This window comes from Sporosarcina ureae DSM 2281, assembly GCF_000425545.1.
GTDB classification, from domain to species: domain Bacteria; phylum Bacillota; class Bacilli; order Bacillales_A; family Planococcaceae; genus Sporosarcina; species Sporosarcina ureae.
Genome location: NZ_AUDQ01000005.1, coordinates 1 through 18,100 on the forward strand (window position 1 = coordinate 1; position 18,100 = coordinate 18,100).

The window sequence follows — 18,100 nt, forward strand, 5'->3', positions numbered from 1 at the left end:
GGAGTTTGAGCGGATACCACGCCGCATAGAGCGCATACACGCTGGCATTGAGCGGAACAGCAGATACATAGAGCGCTCGCGGTAGGGCTTTGAGCGGATCAGCAGACACATAGAGCGCTCGCGGTAGGGCATTGAGCGGATGGCGCGTGAGATAGAGCGCTTGGGAGGATGTATTGAGCGGCTCGCGGAGTTTGAGCGGATACCACGCTGCATAGAGCGCATACACGCTGGCATTGAGCGGATGGCGCGTGCGATAGAGCGCTTGGGAGGATGTATTGAGCGGCTCGCGGAGTTTGAGCGGATAACACACTGCATAGAGCGCATACACGCTAACATTGAGCGGATCAGCAGACACATAGAGCACTTGCGGTAGGGCATTGAGCGGATGGCGCGTGTGATAGAGCGCTTGGGAGGAGGTATTGAGCGGCTCGCGGAGTTTGAGCGGGTAACACGCCGCATAGAGCGGAACAGCAGACACATAGAACGCTCGCGGTAGGGCTTTGAGCGGATAGCGCGTGCGTTAGAGCGCTTAGGGTGCCACATAGAGCGCTCGCGGATGAAGTTTGAGCGAATAACACGCCGGACAAAGCGCACACACTAAAAAACCACACACAAAAACGGCCCAAGCATTTAATATGCAGGGCCGTTTTTATAATGGTGGGAATCATCGTGTTTTACGATCGCCATCGCGTAAAACGCCGTCAGGAGCAGAGTCGCTACCGTTCATGTTGCCGTCCATATTGTTGTCGTCACGTGCACCATGATTTTCGTTGTTGTCATCGATGAGTTCTTCGCGTGTTTTCTCGATACCTTCACGCGTGTCCTCCAGGATGCCCTCGCCGTCACCGTCCATGATCCCCTCGCCGTCGTTGTCCATGATGCCGCGGTCATCATTGTCGTCAAGACCGTCGAGGTTTGGACCCATACGCTGGTTGTCGTTCGGTGTATTGTCACGTTCTACGTCTTGCATGGGCGTTTCATTGTTGTTTGGCAGTGCGCCGTCGTTCGTGTTACATGCGGTCAGAACGAGTGCAGATGCGAAAACTACGGGTAGAGCTTTTCTGATCATAAAAAAATTCCCTCCTTTTTTACAAGCTGTGAACCATACGTATTGGTATGTTCATCGATAGCTTGTGCGAAAAGGAGAGAACTATTCGTATTAATTATTCGGATAGCCTGATGTGGTTTCTAATACGTTTTGAACGTATACAGCTTCCGCTTTACAGCCATAATCATAATGTGTATCGAGATTTTGTTGTAAAATTTCAATTTGCGCGATCTGTTCTTCGGTCGGAGGATCATTGAGTATGCGGATTAATACTTCCTCCACGCGTTCTGCTAATTCTTTGTGGAACTCGGGATCTACTTTGACGTCGTCCGGAATCTTGTCGTACCAAAGCGCTTTAGTCGTTATGTATTCCCGCCAGTTCGCATAAAACTGTTCGATGTTATATTCTTCTGCTGACCAGCCGATTTCACTCATGTATTGTTCGAATGATTGAGAAATGGAACGAGTGATGCTGCTCTTTATATTTGGAGAAAGCTTTTTTAACATGCTGTAATGTACCCTCCCACTGTATGCCATATTGGCATTCCAATGATTATTATATCAATTATTCAGTATTGCATCGTGATGTTATTATTCTTGGACGGGGCCGAGTGCGAACGTAATATCTGCTTCGCATGCCACTTCGCCGTCAACGGTTGCGATGGCTTTTCCTTTACCGATTGTTCCACGTAAGCGAACAATTTCCACTTCGAGACGTAGCGTGTCACCTGGTGTGACTTGGCGCTTGAAGCGGCAGTTATCGATGCCTGCGAAAAATGCTAGCCGGCCTTTGTTTTCTTCTTTTTTGAGTAAAGCGACTGCGCCAACTTGTGCGAGTGCTTCTACGATTAAAACACCCGGCATGACCGGATAGCCCGGGAAATGGCCGTTGAAGAAATCTTCATTGATTGAAACGTTTTTCAACCCGACTGCACGCTTGCCTTCTTCGAGTTCTTCGATGCGATCGACGAGCAAGAATGGATAGCGATGCGGGATAATTTCTTGTATTTGTTGAGCATTTAGCATGAAATATGTCTCCTTTATTCCAGAGGATCTGAAGAAATCAGATGTTTCTGTACTTATTTACCGTTCATGATATCAAAAATATGCTGCCATGTCTCTTTTTTGAAGACATCGGCTGCTGATCCGTCGCCAATTACACTGAATCCAACCATTGTACCTGCTATAGCTGCTAAGACAAGCAATACGATGAAAATCAGCAAGCGCAACCAGATCGGTATCAAGCGCACTTGTACCCAACGCATTTCACTAACAGGTTTTGTGATTTTTTCAGAGCGCTCTTTGCGTGACCATTTCGATTTAATCTTTGTCCAGTATGTCGTGGTGGATTCTTCTGGCGCAGGTAGTTTTTTGACAGGTTCTGTTTCGACTAGTGGTGTTTCTTCTATTACCTCACCTGGAGCGTCAGGAGTTGTTTCTGGCGCTTCTGTCTCCGTTGTCGACTCAATGTCTTCTGGAATTTCTTTGTCCGCTGTGAGTGGCTCTGGCTCTGCCACCGTAACTGCCACTTCGTCCATTTCAGTTGGTACGACCGGATCTGTTTCTGTCAATTCGATCGGATCTTCCATTTCTGCTGGTTCCGAAGTCTTTAATGGTTCAAATGGTTGTACGGGTGATAGTGGTTCTGTTATTTTTTTGAAGTTTTTATTTTTATCAGTCATAGTAAGTACTCCTATTGCACGCGTTAGCGAATGCCATTAATTAAGCCCATCATCTGGTCCGCCATGGTTACGGAACGCGCATTGAATTGATAGGCACGTTGCGTCGAAATCAAATCCGCCATTTCTTTTTCATACTCTACGTTGGAAGTTTCGAGCGCTTGATTTTGCAATCCAATCTGACTTCGTCCAGCACCTGTCATTTCTGTCAATAAATCATTTGCTGTCAGTCCGATTGCTGCTAGGTCTGTCGGCAAACCAAAGTTGGTTGCGGAAAGTTGAACCATTGAATCAGGCTTTTCTAGGACAGTGACACCGAGATTAAATTCCTGTGTGCCTTGTGGTGTCGTCACTTGCAATACACCATTCGGACGAATTTGATAGTCGGTTGCTTGTCCGGAAAAGACGATTGGACGGCCTGCGCTATCCGCCACCGCGAGTCCTTCTTCATTGACTAGCGCATTGTTGCCATTTGCAGTTGGCGACAAGTAGAAATTCCCTTTACGTGAATAAATGATTTCCTCTCCGCCGTCCGTTGGCTGGATCAAATTAAAATGTTGTTTCGGTTCCGTTAGCGCAAAGTCTAGCTGGCGGTCCGTTATTTGTACAGAGCCCACTTTCCAGTTCATCTGCAAGCTGCCGAGGTGCGCGCCAGTCCCCATACGGATGCCAAAATCTGACCTGCGATCGGCTTGATCTGCTTTGTCATTTTGAATTTGCTGGAATAGTAGTTCTTGGAATGTAGCTGCCGAGGATTTATATCCATGAGTACCGACGTTCGATAAGTTGTTGCCGATCAAATCGAGACGTTGCTGCAACTGGTTCATCGTGTTGGTCGCTGTAGTCATCGTGCGGATCATCAAAGGTCACTTCCTTTTTGCATGCTTCTATATGTAGTCATTAATTGACCCGTCCTACTTCATTGACCGCTTTTTCCATACTGCGATCATAAGCTTGCAGGACCTTTTGATTCGCTTCAAATGCACGGTAAGCTGTCAGCATATCCGTCATCGAGCGCGCGGCATCGACGTTGGAATCTTCAAGATAGCCTTGTTGCATCGAGTATGTGCCCCCTGTAGGTAACGCATTGCCGTCGATCGTTGTGAAGAGTCCGTTATCTTGCTTAGACAATGTATCCGGTGCGTCAGAGTAGGCAATACCTAGCGTCGCGACTTCCGTTTCCCCTGCGAAGATTGCTCCTGAATCCGTCACGCGAATATCATCACTTGTCAGTTCGATCCGATTGCCTGCATCGTCAAGGACGTATAAGCCGGATGGATTGGTCAGGTACCCTTCTGCGTTGACAGCGAAATTACCGTTTCGTGTGTAGTATTGACCACCATTTTCACCTTCTAGCGTGAAAAACACAGTCCCTGCAACGCCTGTCTCTTCATTGACTTCCATCGGTCCATCAAGTAACGCGATATCGGTCTTCTGTTCTGTTTCACGCAACTGTCCCTGTGCGAATAAAGGCAAGGTTTCCTGCATATAAACGCCTGTCGATAGTTCGCCGACTTCGGAAAGATTTTTAAAGTTCAAGCCTTTTTCCGTCGGTACACGCATTGAATCCAAGCGGGACATCAACATGTTAGGAAATGCACGAATCGTCGACTGCTCCGCCTTATAGCCTGGCGTGTTGGCGTTCGCGATATTATTTGATAGCATTTCCGTACGGCGTTGCTGTGCAATCATGCCTGATCCTACTGTGTAAAAACCACGAAACATTTCATTTCACTCCTTTGCATCATGTCGAATATTCGTTGTTTTTAGTATACACTACTTGTAGCTTGCATGGCAGGTCAAATTATGCGTGTCCACGTTTTACCGATCGAGTCCATGAGCGATCCGGTGCCTTCTGCAATACAAGTGAGTGGATTTTCTGCAATGAAAACCGGAACGTTGAGATGTTCGGTTAATAAGGTATCAATTCCTGGTAGCCATGCACCGCCACCGATTAAAATGATGCCGCGCTGTGCAATATCCGCAGCGAGCTCGGGCGGTGTGCCTTCCAGTGCATCTCTTGTCGTCTCTACGATTTTACCAATCGGTAGTTGCAATGCCTGATGAATCTCTTCCGCTGTCACTTCAATCGTTTTCGGAATGCCCGTCGCAAGGTCACTACCGTGCACGTTCATTGCGTTCGGTTTTTCTCCACTCATGAGCACAAGACCAATGCCTTTTTTCACTTGTTCTGCCGTTTTTTCACCTATATAGACATTATGTTTTTTACGTATATGTTGAATAATACATTGATCGAAATGAAGGCCGCCGATATTCGTTTTTTTAAACGATACGATTTCCCCCATCGAAAGCACGGATGCGTCTGTCGTGCCTGCACCCAGATCGACTATCATATTGCCTGAAGGCTTGGATATATCAATACCTGCACCAATCGCCGCCACTTTTGATTCTTCTTCCATAACAACTTGTTTGGCTCCCGCACCCATCAGTACTTGTCGGATCACGTTTTTTTCCACTCGCGTCGTATCCGCTTTACAGCATACCGTAATATGAGGTTTGATACGCAGGCTTTTTCCTAGCGCTTTTTCGAGGAAGTGTCTGATCAACACACGGGTCATTTCGAACTCCGCAATGTTCCCAGATTTCATTGGATGTACGATCTGGATATGTTCTGGTGCTCGACCCATCATTTGATACGCCTCTTCACCAAAAGCCACAGGTTCATCCGTACGCTTATCGATCGCAATGACAGCCGGCTCATTGATGATGAGACCGTTGTCTTTCACATATATCAATACATTGGCGGTACCTAAGTCTATTCCAATATCTTTCGAAAACATGGTGACCTCGACTCCTTCCCCATACGTCCTGTCTGATTACACTCTTAGCTGTTCATTATATCATATTTCTACTTTATTTGGCATTTTTCGATAGGGGTCGGCAAAACTAAAAGCCGCCAGCAAGTTAGCGACGGCTAGTGAATTATTTAAAGGCAATCGTTGCATGAATGGCTTTTTGCCACCCTTTGTAGAGTTCTTCGCGTACCGCTTCTTCCATATTGGGCTCAAAAGGTCGGTCGAGACGCCAATACTCCGCGATTTCATTGCGATCCTTCCAAAAACCTACCGCCAGACCCGCAAGATACGCCGCGCCGAGAGCTGTCGTTTCATTGATCGTCGAACGCTCGACTGGCACGTTGAGTAAATCTGCCTGAAATTGCATGAGAAAATTATTGTCCACTACTCCCCCATCAACCCGTAACGTTTTCAATGAAATCCCGGAGTCCGCTTCCATTGCGTCGAGAACGTCTTTCGTCTGGTAAGCGAGTGATTCAATGGTAGCACGCACGAAATGTTCTTTCGTCGTACCCCGAGTCAAGCCGAATACCGCGCCTTTGACATCGCTGTCCCAGTACGGTGTGCCGAGCCCGACGAATGCCGGTACAACATAGACACCATCAGTCGATTTGACCCGCTTAGCATAACTTTCACTTTCAGACGCTTTACGGAACATACGCATTCCGTCACGCAACCATTGAATGGCGGAACCCGCGACAAAAATACTGCCTTCGAGTGCGTATTCCACTTTCCCATCGATTCCCCACGCGATGGTCGTCAATAGACCGTTTTCAGACGTCACTGCTTTCTCCCCAGTATTCATCAGCATGAAGCAACCGGTGCCGTACGTGTTTTTCACCATACCACTTTCGAAGCATGCCTGGCCGAATAAAGCCGCCTGCTGGTCACCTGCGATACCCGCGATCGGTGCATTGTGGCCGAAAAAGTGCTTGGTGTCGGTGTGTGTGTAAACTTCGGAGGACTGGCAGACAGTCGGCAACATCGTCTTGGGAACATCTAATATATGCAGCAACTCTTCATCCCACTGCAGGTCGTGAATATTGTACATGAGCGTGCGCGATGCATTGGAGTAGTCCGTAACATGCGCTTCACCGCCTGACAGTTTCCAAATAATCCACGTATCGATTGTGCCAAATAGCAAATCACCGTTGTCGGCTTTTTCACGCGCGCCTTCTACGTTGTCTAAAATCCATTTCACTTTTGTTCCTGAAAAATACGAATCGATTAGTAAGCCCGTTTTATTACGGAATACATCATTATGTCCAGCTGCTTTTAATTCTTCACAAATGTCAGCTGTCTGGCGGGATTGCCAAACGATCGCATGGTAAACCGGATTACCCGTATGCTTATCCCAGACGACCGTCGTTTCGCGTTGATTGGTGATGCCGATCGCTTCAATTTGCGTGGCGGCGATATTTTTTTCAGAAATGACAGCTGCGATAACAGAAAGAACCGAGCTCCAAATTTCATCCGCATTGTGCTCCACCCATCCAGGCTTCGGAAAGTACTGCGTGAATTCCTGTTGCGCTGTGTGAAAGATATTACCTTTTTTATCAAATAGGATCGCACGTGAGCTCGTGGTACCTTGATCGAGCGCTAGGATATACTTTTTCGTCATGATTCATTCCTCCTGTTGGTGATGTTTGGTGTCTATTATACATGTTTTTGGGGGTTTGTTGAGGGGTTGAGGGGGGTGTTCGGGCGATTGAGCGGATGAGCTGATACATAGAGCGGTTGCGGGGTTTGTATTGAGCGGTTAGCGTGGGGCATTGAGCGGTTAGCGCGAGCGATTGAGCGCTTAAGCTGACATAGAGCGCTCGCGGAGTTAGATAGAGCGGATGGCGCGGGACATAGAGTGGTTAAGCCAGGACATTGAGCGAGATTGCGCGAGCTATAGAGCGCTTTAGCCAACACACTAAGCATTCGCGGACACGCTTAGGGCATGATAGCGCGAGCGATTGAGCGCTTGAACTGACATATAGAGCGCTCGCGGAGTTGGATAGAGCGGATAGCGCAGGACATTGAGCGATTGCGGACGGGGATAGAGCGGATAGCGCAGGACATAGAGCGGTGAAGCCAGCACATTGAGCGAGATTGCGCGCGCTATAGATCGGTTTAGACAACACACTAAGCACTCGCGGACACGCTTAGGGCATGATAGCGCGAGCGATTGAGCGCTTGAGCTGACACATAGAGCGCTCGCGGAGTTAGATAGAGCGGATTGCGCGGGACATAGAGCGGTTAAGCCAACACATTGAGCGATTGCGGACAGGCATTGAGCGGATAGCGTGGGACATAGAGCGCTTAAGCCAGCACATTGAGCGAGATTGCGCGCGCTATAGATCGGTTTAGCCAACACACTAAGCACTCGCGGACACGCTTAGGGCATGATGACGCGAGCGATTGAGCGATTGAACTGACACATAGAGCGCTCGCGGAGTTGTATAGAGCGGATAGCGCGGGACATAGAGCGGTGAAGCCAGCACATTGAGCGAGATTGCGCGCGCTATAGATCGGTTTAGACAACACACTAAGCACCCGCGAACACGCTTAGGGCATGATAGCGCGAGCGATTGAGCGCTTGAGCTGACACATAGAGCGCTCGCGGAGTTAGATAGAGCGGATAGCGCGCGACATAGAGCGGTTTAGCAAGCACATAGAGCGCTCGCGGCCCCACATAGAGCGGATATCACCCAACATTGAGCGGCCCGGCCCAGTCCGCTCCACTCCAGCCCCATCACACTCAATCAAACAAAAGCTATCCAGATACATTCCTCTGGATAGCTTTTCACATTTTCAGGCTGCTTGTATGGGTACAGTACCTTACTGCTTCATTTTCAGTGTGGCTAGGCATCTGCTTTTTGTGCTTCGGTTTCATTTTTCCATTTTTGGCGGGTGGCTTCTCCTCCGCGCAGGTGGCGGATGGATTTGTGGTAGGCCAGTATTTCTGCGACTTTCCGTGACAAGCATGGGTCTACATTTGGTAATCGTTCGGTTAAGTCTTTGTGGACCGTGCTTTTGGAGTAGCCGGTCGCAGTGGCTAGCGCGCGCACTGTCAAGTTGGTCTCGATCAGTAGCTTGCCCAGTCGTACGCAGCGTTTTCTAATTTGCTCGTGCACGCCCTCTTCCTTTCTCTATTCACTCCTTTGACTAATGTAGTGTATGCGAACAAGTGTCAACATATGAAAAAAGCCATTCCGGGGGCTGGAATGGCTTGGGTGCTACGTATTAAAACGCTAGGAAATCGTGTGGGTTTACGGACACTCCATCTTGCTGGATTTCGAATTGCAAGTGGACGCCTGCTTCGGGGTTCCATTCATTCTGAGTCGTTGTGGCTAGCACTTGTCCTTGTTGGACCGTGTCGCCTTCTTTCACGACTACGCCTGTCAATGAACCGTAGACTGTTGTCTTACCATCAGCGTGTTTCAATCTAATTTCCGTGCCTTTGAATGAATCCACGATGACCTCTTCGACTGTTCCACTCATTGCCGCAACAGCTTCGAATGGTTCTCCATCCATCGATAGAGATAGTCCTTTGCTGGTGACGTATGTCTGGTTGAATACGAGTAGTGCTTTCTCACGCACTGCTTCGTCTGCTTCTGCATCATAAAATTCTTGTAAGATGGCGACTTGATCTACTTTTGCTTCATCGAATGGATACTTCAGTGTTTCTTTTGTTGCGTTTGTTTCTACCGTGCCGTTTTCTTTTGGCTGTTCTACTTTTGCCACTTCAGACGGGACAGAATCTTCCGTCGTCAATGCGGTGTATCCCCATACCATGCCGATGAATAAAAGCGCTACGCTCGTATAAATGGCAGGCCAGAACCAGCCGTTCTTCGTTTTCTTGTTCTCCTGAGAAGGGGCCTTTGGTTTTTCTTCTCGCATGTTCATCACCTCACTTGCATTCTTTGCAAGTTACGAGGATTTTAAACATCGATCTTCAGGTAAATTTATTTCTTGGATTTTTGTACCTGTATAATAGTGCGACAGAATTTGATCTGCGGTCCATCCTTTTTGGGCGAAAGCTTCCGCGCCGTATTGACTCATCCCGACTCCATGGCCGTAGCCAACGGTCGTAATATGGACGATTTGATTGTTGACATCATACGCAATATTGAAATCGGTAGAGGCCAAATGAAGTTTTTCACGAATTTGTCGCCCACTCGTTTCATATTGTCCAGACATAATTTTCTGGACACGTCCGGTTTGATTGCGGACGAGCTTCAGTTCACGAAATTGATTGGCATCCCAGTTGAAACCGAGTTTACGATTCCATTCAGTCAATGTTAGTTCTTGCTTGCGCTCTACAGTTGGTGCAACATCTTCTTCTCCTGGACTTTCAACGCTCTGTAAATACTCGACCGGATTGCCGCTAAAGTTTTGCGCAGCTTCTGTTTTGCCATTAGATGTAGAGAAAAACATGGCCGATATGATTTCTTCCCCGTACACAATAATTTGGCCTTTCGTATCTTCGGCTGCTTTGCGTACTTTCTTTTCATTGTCTTTGAACGACTTGCCCCAACGCTCTTTACGTTCGGATTCTGTGCGGTACACTTGAGCAGAGACGTCTTTCGCAATCGGCTTCATTCCTTTGTCTGTGTTTCTTGCGGCATATGTGCGGGCAGCAATTACTTGAGCTTTCAATGCTTCGGGATGAAAATCAGCAGGCATCTCACCCGCTACCACTCCGACGACATACTCTTCTAACGGAATCGGCTCGTCCACACCTACGACCGTGATCATCGCATCGCAGTACTTCTCCTCTCGTTGGTCTACCAGTTTGAATTCTGGCGCTTGTCTTACAAGGATAGGAATAAAAAATAATGTGAGAATGATGAATAAAAGGAGTAGTTTTTTGTACATACTAGACTATATGTTATGTGGAGATTGCGTATTCATTGTATCAAATGAAAAAACCATGAACAGCGAACTGTCCATGGTTTCGATTATTATACTAATTGAGATTCTGTAACTTCTTGTTCAGTTGAAACACGTGTTATATCTGCGCCTAGAGCTTTGAGCTTTTTATCGAAGTCCACATAACCGCGATCTAAGTGAATTAATTCAGTCACACGTGTAACGCCTTCTGCTACGAGTCCGGCTAGGATGAGTGATGCAGCAGCACGCAAGTCTGTGGCTGCGACTTCCGCACCTTGGATTTTTGAAGGTCCTGAAACAATAACAGAACGTCCTTCGATCTTCACATCCGCGTTCATACGGCGGAATTCTTCAACGTGCATAAAGCGATTTTCAAATACAGTTTCCGTTAACACACCGATACCGGTAGCTGTTAACATCAATGCCATCATTTGTGATTGCATATCTGTCGGGAAACCTGGATGCGGCATCGTCTTCAAATCGACTGCCTTTAGTGGATGCTTCGCTGTAACGCGAATCCCTTCATCCAATGGTGTGATTTCTACACCCATTTCCGTTAATTTGGAAATTAGTGCTGTAGAATGTTCAGGTACTGCGTTGTCGATTGTAACATCTCCACCCGTGATAGCAGCAGCTACCATGAATGTTCCAGCTTCGATACGATCCGGAATAATATGATGAATCGATGCATACATTGTCTGTACACCTTCAATACGAATATTATCCGTACCTGCACCTACGACTTTACCGCCCATTTCATTGATGAAATTCGCCAAGTCGACGATTTCAGGTTCTTTGGCAGCGTTCTCGATGATCGTTGTACCTTCAGCGAGAGCAGCAGCCGTCATAATATTTTCTGTTGCGCCTACGCTCGGGAAATCCAAGTAGATTTTCGCACCTTTTAATCGGCCATCTACTTTCGCTTCGACATGACCATGTCCAAATGAAATTTCTGCTCCCATTGCCTCGAAGCCTTTCAAATGTTGGTCAATTGGTCTTGAACCTATAGCACAACCGCCCGGCAATGCGATACGCGCGAATCCGTTTCGCGCTAGTAACGGTCCCATTACTAAAATGGATGCGCGCATTTTACGTACAAATTCAAATTGTGCTTCATCTGCTAGTCTTCCACGTGAATCTACGATGACTTCCCCTTTTTCCGGATCATGCGTGATTTTTGCGTTTAAACTTTTAAGCACTTCATTAATCGTCCGTACATCTGATAGATTTGGAACGTCACGTATGACATTCACTCCTTCAGATGCTAATAAAGCAGCAGCCAAGATCGGTAATACCGCGTTCTTCGCACCTTCTACACGTACGTTCCCTTGCAAAGTCCGTCCGCCGTTAATAATAATTTTTTCCACCAGTAGCCCCTCCGAGTCCAATTTATCCTTCACCCACAGCCTATTATCAATAATCGTCTATAAACATTTTCATTGGTGTTGCGGATCATTTGTTAAAGTCAAATTCAAATTTAAAATATAAAACATATACTATTGTACCTTGTAAAACATTGCTAAACAAGTACCTTCCGGCGCAGTTTTGCGTTATTTCTTGCGTGGTGTAGTATATGTGATGATCTGACACAAAGTGATTGCATTTGACCGTTCATTTATAGCCACATTACCGTTATTACCCGGTAATCCTACATTTTACACGCAATAAGAGATATTTTCATTACAGGAATATTACAAAGTTGCTACATGGAAAGTCTACATTGCCACGTGTTTCTGATTTCCACTTCAGCCGTTGGACGCTTTCTCGAGTCGTCCCCTTCTTCCGTTACGACCTTAACTATATGTTGTTGACAATCAGTGAATTCCTTAAACTTTTACAAGTTCAAGTGACAAAACCTCACCACATCATGACCATCTTGTTTTAATTTCTTTCAGCTAGAGTTCTGATTTCCACTGGTCGTACTGGTAGAGCTTCAGCTGAAGGAAATCAAAACCAAGTTGCCCATCTTCCTGACCAATAGGATATGTCTAAAAAGAATTTTGATACGGTGGATCCGATAGCAATACTTAGCAAAATAAACAAAAGTTGTGTTTGGAATACGCGATTTTTTCGTATGATGTTCTCTGGCAAGATCGCTTGTAGTGCGTAGAAGCTGATGCCGATGAAGAAGATGTGCGATACGATTGCGAGTAGTGGATTGCTTCCTAACATGCTGTCCATAGTTTCCACTCCTTTTTTCTTGGATATAGAGAAAATGGGCAGACAGAGGTTGTCTGTCGGCCCATTTCAATTATAGATTAAATACGTTGTTCATACACTTGCATGCGGTTAATTGCACGTTTTAAATCAAGCTCTGCTAAGTTCTTGGAAAGGTCATCAGTTTTTTTCTGAAGATCTTGTTCAGCTTTTTCAGCAGCTTTCTTTGCACGTGCGATATCAATGGACTCAGCCAGTTCCGCACTCTGTGCCAATACAGTGACAACTTCAGGACGGACCTCGATGAAGCCTCCGTGGACTGCGACTGTTTCTGTTTTGCCATCTGTCTTTAGGCGAAGTGCACCAATTTGAAGCGGCGCGACCATCGCGATGTGACCGGGTAGAACCCCGATCTCACCAGCTTCGGTAACTGCAATCACCATGTTCGCATCCATTTCAACAACAGGGCCGTCGGGAGTGACGATATTCACTTTGATTTTACTCATTTTTTTCCCTCCTGGTCCCTTTTCTTAGACTTCTACACCCATAGCTTTTGCTTTTGCGATAACTTCTTCGATACGTCCAACTAAACGGAATGCATCTTCTGGCAAGTGATCGTACTTACCTTCAAGAATTTCAGCAAAGCCTTTGATTGTTTCAGGAACTGGAACGTAAGAACCTTTTTGTCCTGTAAACTGCTCAGCAACGTGGAAGTTTTGTGACAAGAAGAACTGGATACGACGAGCGCGGTCAACAACCTGCTTGTCATCTTCATCCAACTCGTCCATACCTAGGATTGCGATGATATCTTGCAATTCACGGTATCGTTGAAGAGTGGTTTGTACTTCACGAGCTACACGGTAGTGTTCCGGTCCAACAATTTCTGCACTCAATGCACGTGAAGAAGAAGCTAGTGGGTCAACAGCTGGGTAGATACCCATCTCTGAAAGTTTACGCTCCAAGTTCGTAGTTGCATCTAAGTGAGCGAAAGTTGTTGCCGGAGCTGGATCCGTATAGTCATCCGCTGGTACGTAGATTGCTTGGATCGATGTAACTGATCCTTTATTTGTAGAAGTGATTCGCTCTTGTAACTGACCCATTTCTGTAGCCAATGTCGGCTGGTAACCAACCGCAGAAGGCATACGTCCAAGTAGTGCAGAAACTTCAGAACCTGCTTGTGTAAAGCGGAAAATGTTATCGATGAACAATAGAACGTCTTGTCCTTGCTCATCACGGAAATACTCAGCCATAGTCAAGCCAGAAAGTGCTACACGCATACGTGCGCCTGGTGGCTCGTTCATCTGACCGAATACCATTGCCGTTTTCTTGATAACGCCTGAATCCGTCATTTCAAAGTACAAGTCGTTTCCTTCACGAGTACGCTCTCCAACACCAGCAAATACGGAAATACCTCCGTGTTCTTGTGCGATGTTGTTGATTAATTCCTGAATTAGAACTGTTTTACCAACTCCAGCACCACCGAAGAGTCCGATTTTACCACCCTTGATGTATGGTGCAAGCAAGTCAACTACTTTAATTCCAGTTTCAAGAATTTCTACCTCTGTAGAAAGGAATTCGAATGTTGGTGCAGAACGGTGAATTGGGTCACGTTGTGAATCAGCAGGAACTGGCTCACGCAGATCAATTTCCTCACCTAGTACGTTAAATACACGTCCGAGTGTAACGTCGCCGACTGGAACAGAAATTGGTGCGCCTGTATTAATAACTGACGTACCGCGTTTCAGACCATCTGTCGAGGACATCGCAATCGTACGAACTGCATCATCACCAAGGTGAAGTGCTACTTCTAAAGTCAATACTTCAACCACTCCGTTGGAACGATCGATATTAACCTTCAATGCGTTATAGATCGCTGGAAGTTGTCCGTTTTCAAACTTTACGTCGACAACTGGACCCATAACTTGAAGAATATGTCCATTACTCATGCTTTTCCCTCCTGTCTTACTGTTTCAAATCTATTATTCGAGTGCTGCTACGCCGGCTACGATTTCAGTGATTTCCTGAGTGATCGCTGCTTGACGAGCGCGGTTAAATTGTAGTGTTAACGAATCAATTAGGTCAGACGCATTGTCTGTCGCCGTCTTCATCGCTGTCATACTGGAAGCATGTTCGCTCGCTTTTCCATCGAGTACCGCTCCATAAATGAGGCTCTCCGTGTATTGTGGGAGAAGTGTTTCGAGAATCGCTTCTGCTGAAGGCTCGAACTCATAAGATGATGAAGCTGATACAGATGAAATATCTGTGAGTGGAAGCAATTTACGTTCAGTTGCTTCGTTGGAGATGGCGGAGATGAAGTGGTTGTAATACAAGAACACTTCATCATATACGCCTTCTGTGAACATGCCAACAGCCCGATTCGCGATATCTTTTACTTCTTCAAAACGAGGGTGATCCGAAAGTCCGATTAGGCTTTCTTCAATCTGGTAACCCAGACGGTCGAAGAATTCATAGCCTTTACGACCGATCGCGATAATGACCACTTCATCTTTCGATTTATGGCGTTGTTCGATTGCACGGGTAACTGCACGGAAAATGTGCGCGTTATATCCACCAACTAGTCCACGGTCTGAAGTAACTACGATGTACGCAGACTTCTTTACGGGACGTGCAGTTAATAAAGGATGTCCGGAATCTTTCGTTACGGCTGCAATGGCACCAACCACTTCTTCAACTTTATCCATGTATGGTACGAATTTCTTCGCATTCATTTCAGCACGGTTCAGTTTGGAAGCAGATACCATTTGCATCGCTCTCGTGATTTGACTCGTCTTTTTTGTTGAAGCAATACGGCTTTCTATCTCGCGTAAGGACGCCACTGGCTATTCACCACCTTTATTTTAAGATCAGTTCAAGGAAAAATTAAGCTTCAGAAGTCACAAAGTTTTTCTTGAATTCGTTAAACGCTGCGCTCATTACGTCATCAGCTGGAAGATCTTTTGTTGTACGGATGTGATCATACACTTCCGTATGGTTAGATTCTAACCAGCTAGTGATTTCACTTTCAAAACGCAATACGTCTCTTACTGGAATATCGTCGAGGTAACCGCGTGTCAGTGCATATAGACTGATTACTTGGTATTCGACTTTCAACGGCTTGTTCAAGTCCTGCTTCAAGATTTCAACTGTGCGGTGACCGCGGTCCAGTTTCGCTCTTGTAGATGGATCTAGATCCGAACCGAATTGTGAGAATGCTTCTAGTTCACGGAATGCTGCCAAGTCCAAACGAAGTGTACCCGCAACTTTCTTCATTGCTTTAATTTGCGCTGATCCACCAACACGGGATACGGAAAGACCGGCGTTGATCGCTGGACGTACACCTGAGAAGAATAGGTCAGACTGCAAGAAGATTTGTCCGTCTGTAATAGAAATTACGTTTGTTGGGATATAAGCAGAGATATCTCCAGCTTGTGTCTCAACGAACGGCAATGCTGTAATAGAACCTGCTCCTAGTTCGTCATTCAACTTTGCAGCACGCTCAAGTAGGCGGCTGTGTAGATAGAAGACATCCCCTGGATATGCTTCACGACCCGGAGGACGACGAAGTAGCAAGGACAGTTCACGGTAAGCTGCTGCTTGTTTAGATAGATCATCATAAACGATTAGTACGTGCTTGCCGTCGAACATGAATTCTTCTGCCATCGAAATACCTGTGTATGGTGCCAAGAATAGCATTGGCGACGGGCTTGATGCAGAAGCAGTGACAACGATTGTGTAATCGAGTGCACCGTTTTTACGTAGAGTTTCAACTACTCCACGAACAGTAGATTCTTTTTGACCGATAGCAACATAGATACAGATCATGTCTTGGTCAGCTTGGTTTAGGATTGCGTCAATTGCAACAGTCGTTTTACCTGTTTGACGGTCACCGATGATTAATTCACGTTGTCCACGGCCGATCGGAACAAGAGCGTCAATCGCTTTGATTCCTGTTTGCAATGGTTCGTGAACTGATTTACGCGCCATAACCCCTTGTGCAGGGCTTTCGATAGGACGAGTTTTTGTTGTGTTGATTGGACCTAGTCCATCAACTGGTTGTCCAAGTGAATTGACTACACGTCCAATCAATTCTTCTCCGACTGGTACTTCCATAATACGGCCTGTACGACGAACTTCATCGCCTTCTTTAATGTCTGTGTATGGCCCAAGGATAACGATACCTACGTTGTTCGCTTCCAAGTTTTGTGCCAGACCCATTACGCCGGTAGAGAACTCAAGTAGTTCCCCCGCCATGACATTGTCGAGGCCATGAGCAAGTGCGATACCGTCACCTACACGGATTACAGTACCTGTTTCACTTACTTCCATTTCAGACTGATAATTTTCGATCTGTTGTTTGATCAGACCGCTAATTTCCTCAGCTTTGATGCCCATGTATGTCACCCCTCTTAATTCAAATTAATTGATTAATTGACGTTCCAGACGCGCCAGCTTTGCACTGACACTACTGTCGTAAATTTGGTTGCCGATCTGGAGGCGAATGCCACCGATCAAGCTTGGATCAATAATGTTTTCGATATGCAATGATTGTTTCCCTACTTTGTGCGCAAAGGCAGTAGAGATCGCAGTACTTTCTTCTTCAGAAAGCAAACGTGTAGAGTAGACTTTCGCTTCGGCAACTCCAGAAGCCTCGTTAGCGAGTTCCTGGAAGTCTTCGATTAGATTGCCTATTTCTTCAATACGGCCTGCATCGAGCAACACATATAGTGTGTTCAATACAAGTTGGTTTGCTCCATTGAAAAATTGCCCAATCAATTCTTTTTTCTTCTCTGTAGAGAACTTTGGTGAAATTAATAGCTCACCAAACTGCTTGTCTCCAGCGAATACTTTTTTCATTTCTTTTAGATCTGTTTGCACGGAAAGCGTTTGTTGCTTTTCCTGTGCTGCTTCAAACAATGCAACGGCATAACGTTTTGCGATTACCGATTGGCTCATCGCCCTTCGCCTGCCTTCACAATCGTTTCTTCGATCAATGCGCGGTTATCTTCCTCAGAAATTTCTTTCCCAAGAACCTTAGACGCAGCCAAGATAGAAAGAGATACGAATTCTTCGCGAACTGCTGCAACTGCTTTCTCTTTTTCAGTAGCGATTTCGAGAGTTGCAGATTCTTTCATACGGTTAGCTTCAGCGCGTGCAGCCATAATCAGCTCTTCACGTTGAGTGTCACCTTGTTTCTTCGCATTCTCTACGATAGATTGTGCGCTTTCGCGTGCTTCTTTTAATAGAGCACGTTGCTCTTCAAGAAGCTTTGCAGATTCTTGACGACTTGCTTCGGCTTGTTCGATCTCCGTAGCGATTAACTTCGCTCGTTGATCCATCACGCCCATTAACGGACCCCATGCAAACTTCTTTAGAAGTACCATGAGAATCGTGAAAAATACTACAGTGACGATAATGTCGCCTAAATTTAGACGTTGGTTTAAACTAGCTAAAAATCCTGCGTCAGCGTTTGCTGATAAGAGGACGAAGGTATCCAACACGATTGTTTCACTCCCTTCAAG

General features: G+C 46.2%; 20 protein-coding genes. All 20 read right to left on the reverse strand.

All coding sequences use genetic code 11. The features are described from left to right. Positions 1 to 478, reverse strand: a 478-nt coding sequence (locus tag H605_RS18850) for a hypothetical protein (protein WP_155979478.1), incomplete at its 3' end; no start/stop codon positions are given. A 186-nt stretch (positions 479 to 664) separates the two neighbouring features. Then, the gene (locus H605_RS0106190) at positions 665 to 1,069 is read right to left on the reverse strand and encodes a hypothetical protein (RefSeq protein ID WP_029053428.1); all 405 of its coding nucleotides are present in this window, start codon (positions 1,067 to 1,069) and stop codon (positions 665 to 667) included. Positions 1,070 to 1,159: 90 nt separating this feature from the next. Continuing rightward, a complete protein-coding gene (locus H605_RS0106195) occupies positions 1,160 to 1,555 on the reverse strand; it encodes a hypothetical protein (protein ID WP_029053429.1) in 396 nt (131 codons plus the stop codon). Positions 1,556 to 1,639: 84 nt separating this feature from the next. Further along, positions 1,640 to 2,074, reverse strand: coding sequence for a 3-hydroxyacyl-ACP dehydratase FabZ (fabZ, locus tag H605_RS0106200; RefSeq protein WP_029053430.1), 435 nt, complete (start codon positions 2,072 to 2,074; stop codon positions 1,640 to 1,642). Positions 2,075 to 2,127: 53 nt separating this feature from the next. Continuing rightward, complete coding sequence (locus H605_RS19375) at positions 2,128 to 2,730, reverse strand: DNA-directed RNA polymerase subunit beta (protein ID WP_232321196.1); 603 nt, start codon at positions 2,728 to 2,730, stop codon at positions 2,128 to 2,130. A 23-nt stretch (positions 2,731 to 2,753) separates the two neighbouring features. Beyond that, positions 2,754 to 3,587 carry a flagellar hook-basal body protein gene (locus H605_RS0106210; RefSeq protein WP_029053432.1) on the reverse strand — a complete coding sequence of 278 codons (834 nt, stop codon included), beginning with the start codon at positions 3,585 to 3,587 and terminating at the stop codon, positions 2,754 to 2,756. A gap of 40 nt (positions 3,588 to 3,627) precedes the next feature. Next, positions 3,628 to 4,452, reverse strand: a complete 825-nt coding sequence (locus H605_RS0106215) for a flagellar hook-basal body protein (protein WP_029053433.1) — start codon at positions 4,450 to 4,452, stop codon at positions 3,628 to 3,630. 74 nt (positions 4,453 to 4,526) lie between these two features. Next, positions 4,527 to 5,528, reverse strand: coding sequence for a rod shape-determining protein (mreB, locus tag H605_RS0106220; protein WP_029053434.1), 1,002 nt, complete (start codon positions 5,526 to 5,528; stop codon positions 4,527 to 4,529). A 142-nt stretch (positions 5,529 to 5,670) separates the two neighbouring features. Then, entirely contained in the window at positions 5,671 to 7,164 is a 1,494-nt protein-coding gene (glpK, locus tag H605_RS0106225) for a glycerol kinase GlpK (protein WP_029053435.1), read from the reverse strand. A 1,228-nt stretch (positions 7,165 to 8,392) separates the two neighbouring features. Then, on the reverse strand, positions 8,393 to 8,665 hold the full coding sequence (locus H605_RS0106230; RefSeq protein ID WP_029053436.1) for a sporulation transcriptional regulator SpoIIID: 273 nt from the start codon (positions 8,663 to 8,665) through the stop codon (positions 8,393 to 8,395). A 109-nt stretch (positions 8,666 to 8,774) separates the two neighbouring features. Beyond that, positions 8,775 to 9,431, reverse strand: a complete 657-nt coding sequence (locus H605_RS0106235; protein WP_029053437.1) for a M23 family metallopeptidase — start codon at positions 9,429 to 9,431, stop codon at positions 8,775 to 8,777. A gap of 30 nt (positions 9,432 to 9,461) precedes the next feature. Further along, the gene (spoIID, locus tag H605_RS0106240; RefSeq protein WP_248681202.1) at positions 9,462 to 10,289 is read right to left on the reverse strand and encodes a stage II sporulation protein D; all 828 of its coding nucleotides are present in this window, start codon (positions 10,287 to 10,289) and stop codon (positions 9,462 to 9,464) included. 206 nt (positions 10,290 to 10,495) lie between these two features. Further along, positions 10,496 to 11,791, reverse strand: coding sequence for a UDP-N-acetylglucosamine 1-carboxyvinyltransferase (gene murA / locus H605_RS0106245; RefSeq protein WP_029053439.1), 1,296 nt, complete (start codon positions 11,789 to 11,791; stop codon positions 10,496 to 10,498). 580 nt (positions 11,792 to 12,371) lie between these two features. Further along, positions 12,372 to 12,605 carry a DUF1146 family protein gene (locus H605_RS0106250; protein ID WP_029053440.1) on the reverse strand — a complete coding sequence of 78 codons (234 nt, stop codon included), beginning with the start codon at positions 12,603 to 12,605 and terminating at the stop codon, positions 12,372 to 12,374. Positions 12,606 to 12,682: 77 nt separating this feature from the next. Then, entirely contained in the window at positions 12,683 to 13,087 is a 405-nt protein-coding gene (locus H605_RS0106255; RefSeq protein ID WP_029053441.1) for a F0F1 ATP synthase subunit epsilon, read from the reverse strand. A 24-nt stretch (positions 13,088 to 13,111) separates the two neighbouring features. Beyond that, positions 13,112 to 14,527, reverse strand: coding sequence for a F0F1 ATP synthase subunit beta (gene atpD, locus H605_RS0106260; protein WP_029053442.1), 1,416 nt, complete (start codon positions 14,525 to 14,527; stop codon positions 13,112 to 13,114). A 33-nt stretch (positions 14,528 to 14,560) separates the two neighbouring features. Then, positions 14,561 to 15,418: an ATP synthase F1 subunit gamma gene (gene atpG / locus H605_RS0106265; RefSeq protein WP_029053443.1), complete on the reverse strand. Its 858-nt coding sequence runs from the start codon at positions 15,416 to 15,418 to the stop codon at positions 14,561 to 14,563. 43 nt (positions 15,419 to 15,461) lie between these two features. Next, positions 15,462 to 16,973: a F0F1 ATP synthase subunit alpha gene (gene atpA / locus H605_RS0106270; protein ID WP_029053444.1), complete on the reverse strand. Its 1,512-nt coding sequence runs from the start codon at positions 16,971 to 16,973 to the stop codon at positions 15,462 to 15,464. Between the two features lie 24 nt (positions 16,974 to 16,997). Continuing rightward, a complete protein-coding gene (locus tag H605_RS0106275) occupies positions 16,998 to 17,534 on the reverse strand; it encodes a F0F1 ATP synthase subunit delta (protein ID WP_029053445.1) in 537 nt (178 codons plus the stop codon). Continuing rightward, on the reverse strand, positions 17,531 to 18,082 hold the full coding sequence (gene atpF / locus H605_RS0106280) for a F0F1 ATP synthase subunit B (RefSeq protein WP_029053446.1): 552 nt from the start codon (positions 18,080 to 18,082) through the stop codon (positions 17,531 to 17,533). Before atpF ends, H605_RS0106275 begins: the two co-directional genes overlap by 4 nt. Between the last annotated feature and the right edge of the window lie 18 nt (positions 18,083 to 18,100).

Coding starts and splice junctions, on each gene's coding strand:
- H605_RS0106190 (WP_029053428.1), bottom strand. CDS start 1,069: ATGATCAGAAAAGCTCTACCCGTAGTTTTCGCATCTGCACTCGTTCTG.
- H605_RS0106195 (WP_029053429.1), bottom strand. CDS start 1,555: ATGTTAAAAAAGCTTTCTCCAAATATAAAGAGCAGCATCACTCGTTCC.
- fabZ (WP_029053430.1), bottom strand. CDS start 2,074: ATGCTAAATGCTCAACAAATACAAGAAATTATCCCGCATCGCTATCCA.
- H605_RS19375 (WP_232321196.1), bottom strand. CDS start 2,730: ATGACTGATAAAAATAAAAACTTCAAAAAAATAACAGAACCACTATCA.
- H605_RS0106210 (WP_029053432.1), bottom strand. CDS start 3,587: ATGATCCGCACGATGACTACAGCGACCAACACGATGAACCAGTTGCAG.
- H605_RS0106215 (WP_029053433.1), bottom strand. CDS start 4,452: ATGTTTCGTGGTTTTTACACAGTAGGATCAGGCATGATTGCACAGCAA.
- mreB (WP_029053434.1), bottom strand. CDS start 5,528: ATGTTTTCGAAAGATATTGGAATAGACTTAGGTACCGCCAATGTATTG.
- glpK (WP_029053435.1), bottom strand. CDS start 7,164: ATGACGAAAAAGTATATCCTAGCGCTCGATCAAGGTACCACGAGCTCA.
- H605_RS0106235 (WP_029053437.1), bottom strand. CDS start 9,431: ATGCGAGAAGAAAAACCAAAGGCCCCTTCTCAGGAGAACAAGAAAACG.
- spoIID (WP_248681202.1), bottom strand. CDS start 10,289: ATGATCACGGTCGTAGGTGTGGACGAGCCGATTCCGTTAGAAGAGTAT.
- H605_RS0106250 (WP_029053440.1), bottom strand. CDS start 12,605: ATGGACAGCATGTTAGGAAGCAATCCACTACTCGCAATCGTATCGCAC.
- H605_RS0106255 (WP_029053441.1), bottom strand. CDS start 13,087: ATGAGTAAAATCAAAGTGAATATCGTCACTCCCGACGGCCCTGTTGTT.
- atpD (WP_029053442.1), bottom strand. CDS start 14,527: ATGAGTAATGGACATATTCTTCAAGTTATGGGTCCAGTTGTCGACGTA.
- atpA (WP_029053444.1), bottom strand. CDS start 16,973: ATGGGCATCAAAGCTGAGGAAATTAGCGGTCTGATCAAACAACAGATC.
- H605_RS0106275 (WP_029053445.1), bottom strand. CDS start 17,534: ATGAGCCAATCGGTAATCGCAAAACGTTATGCCGTTGCATTGTTTGAA.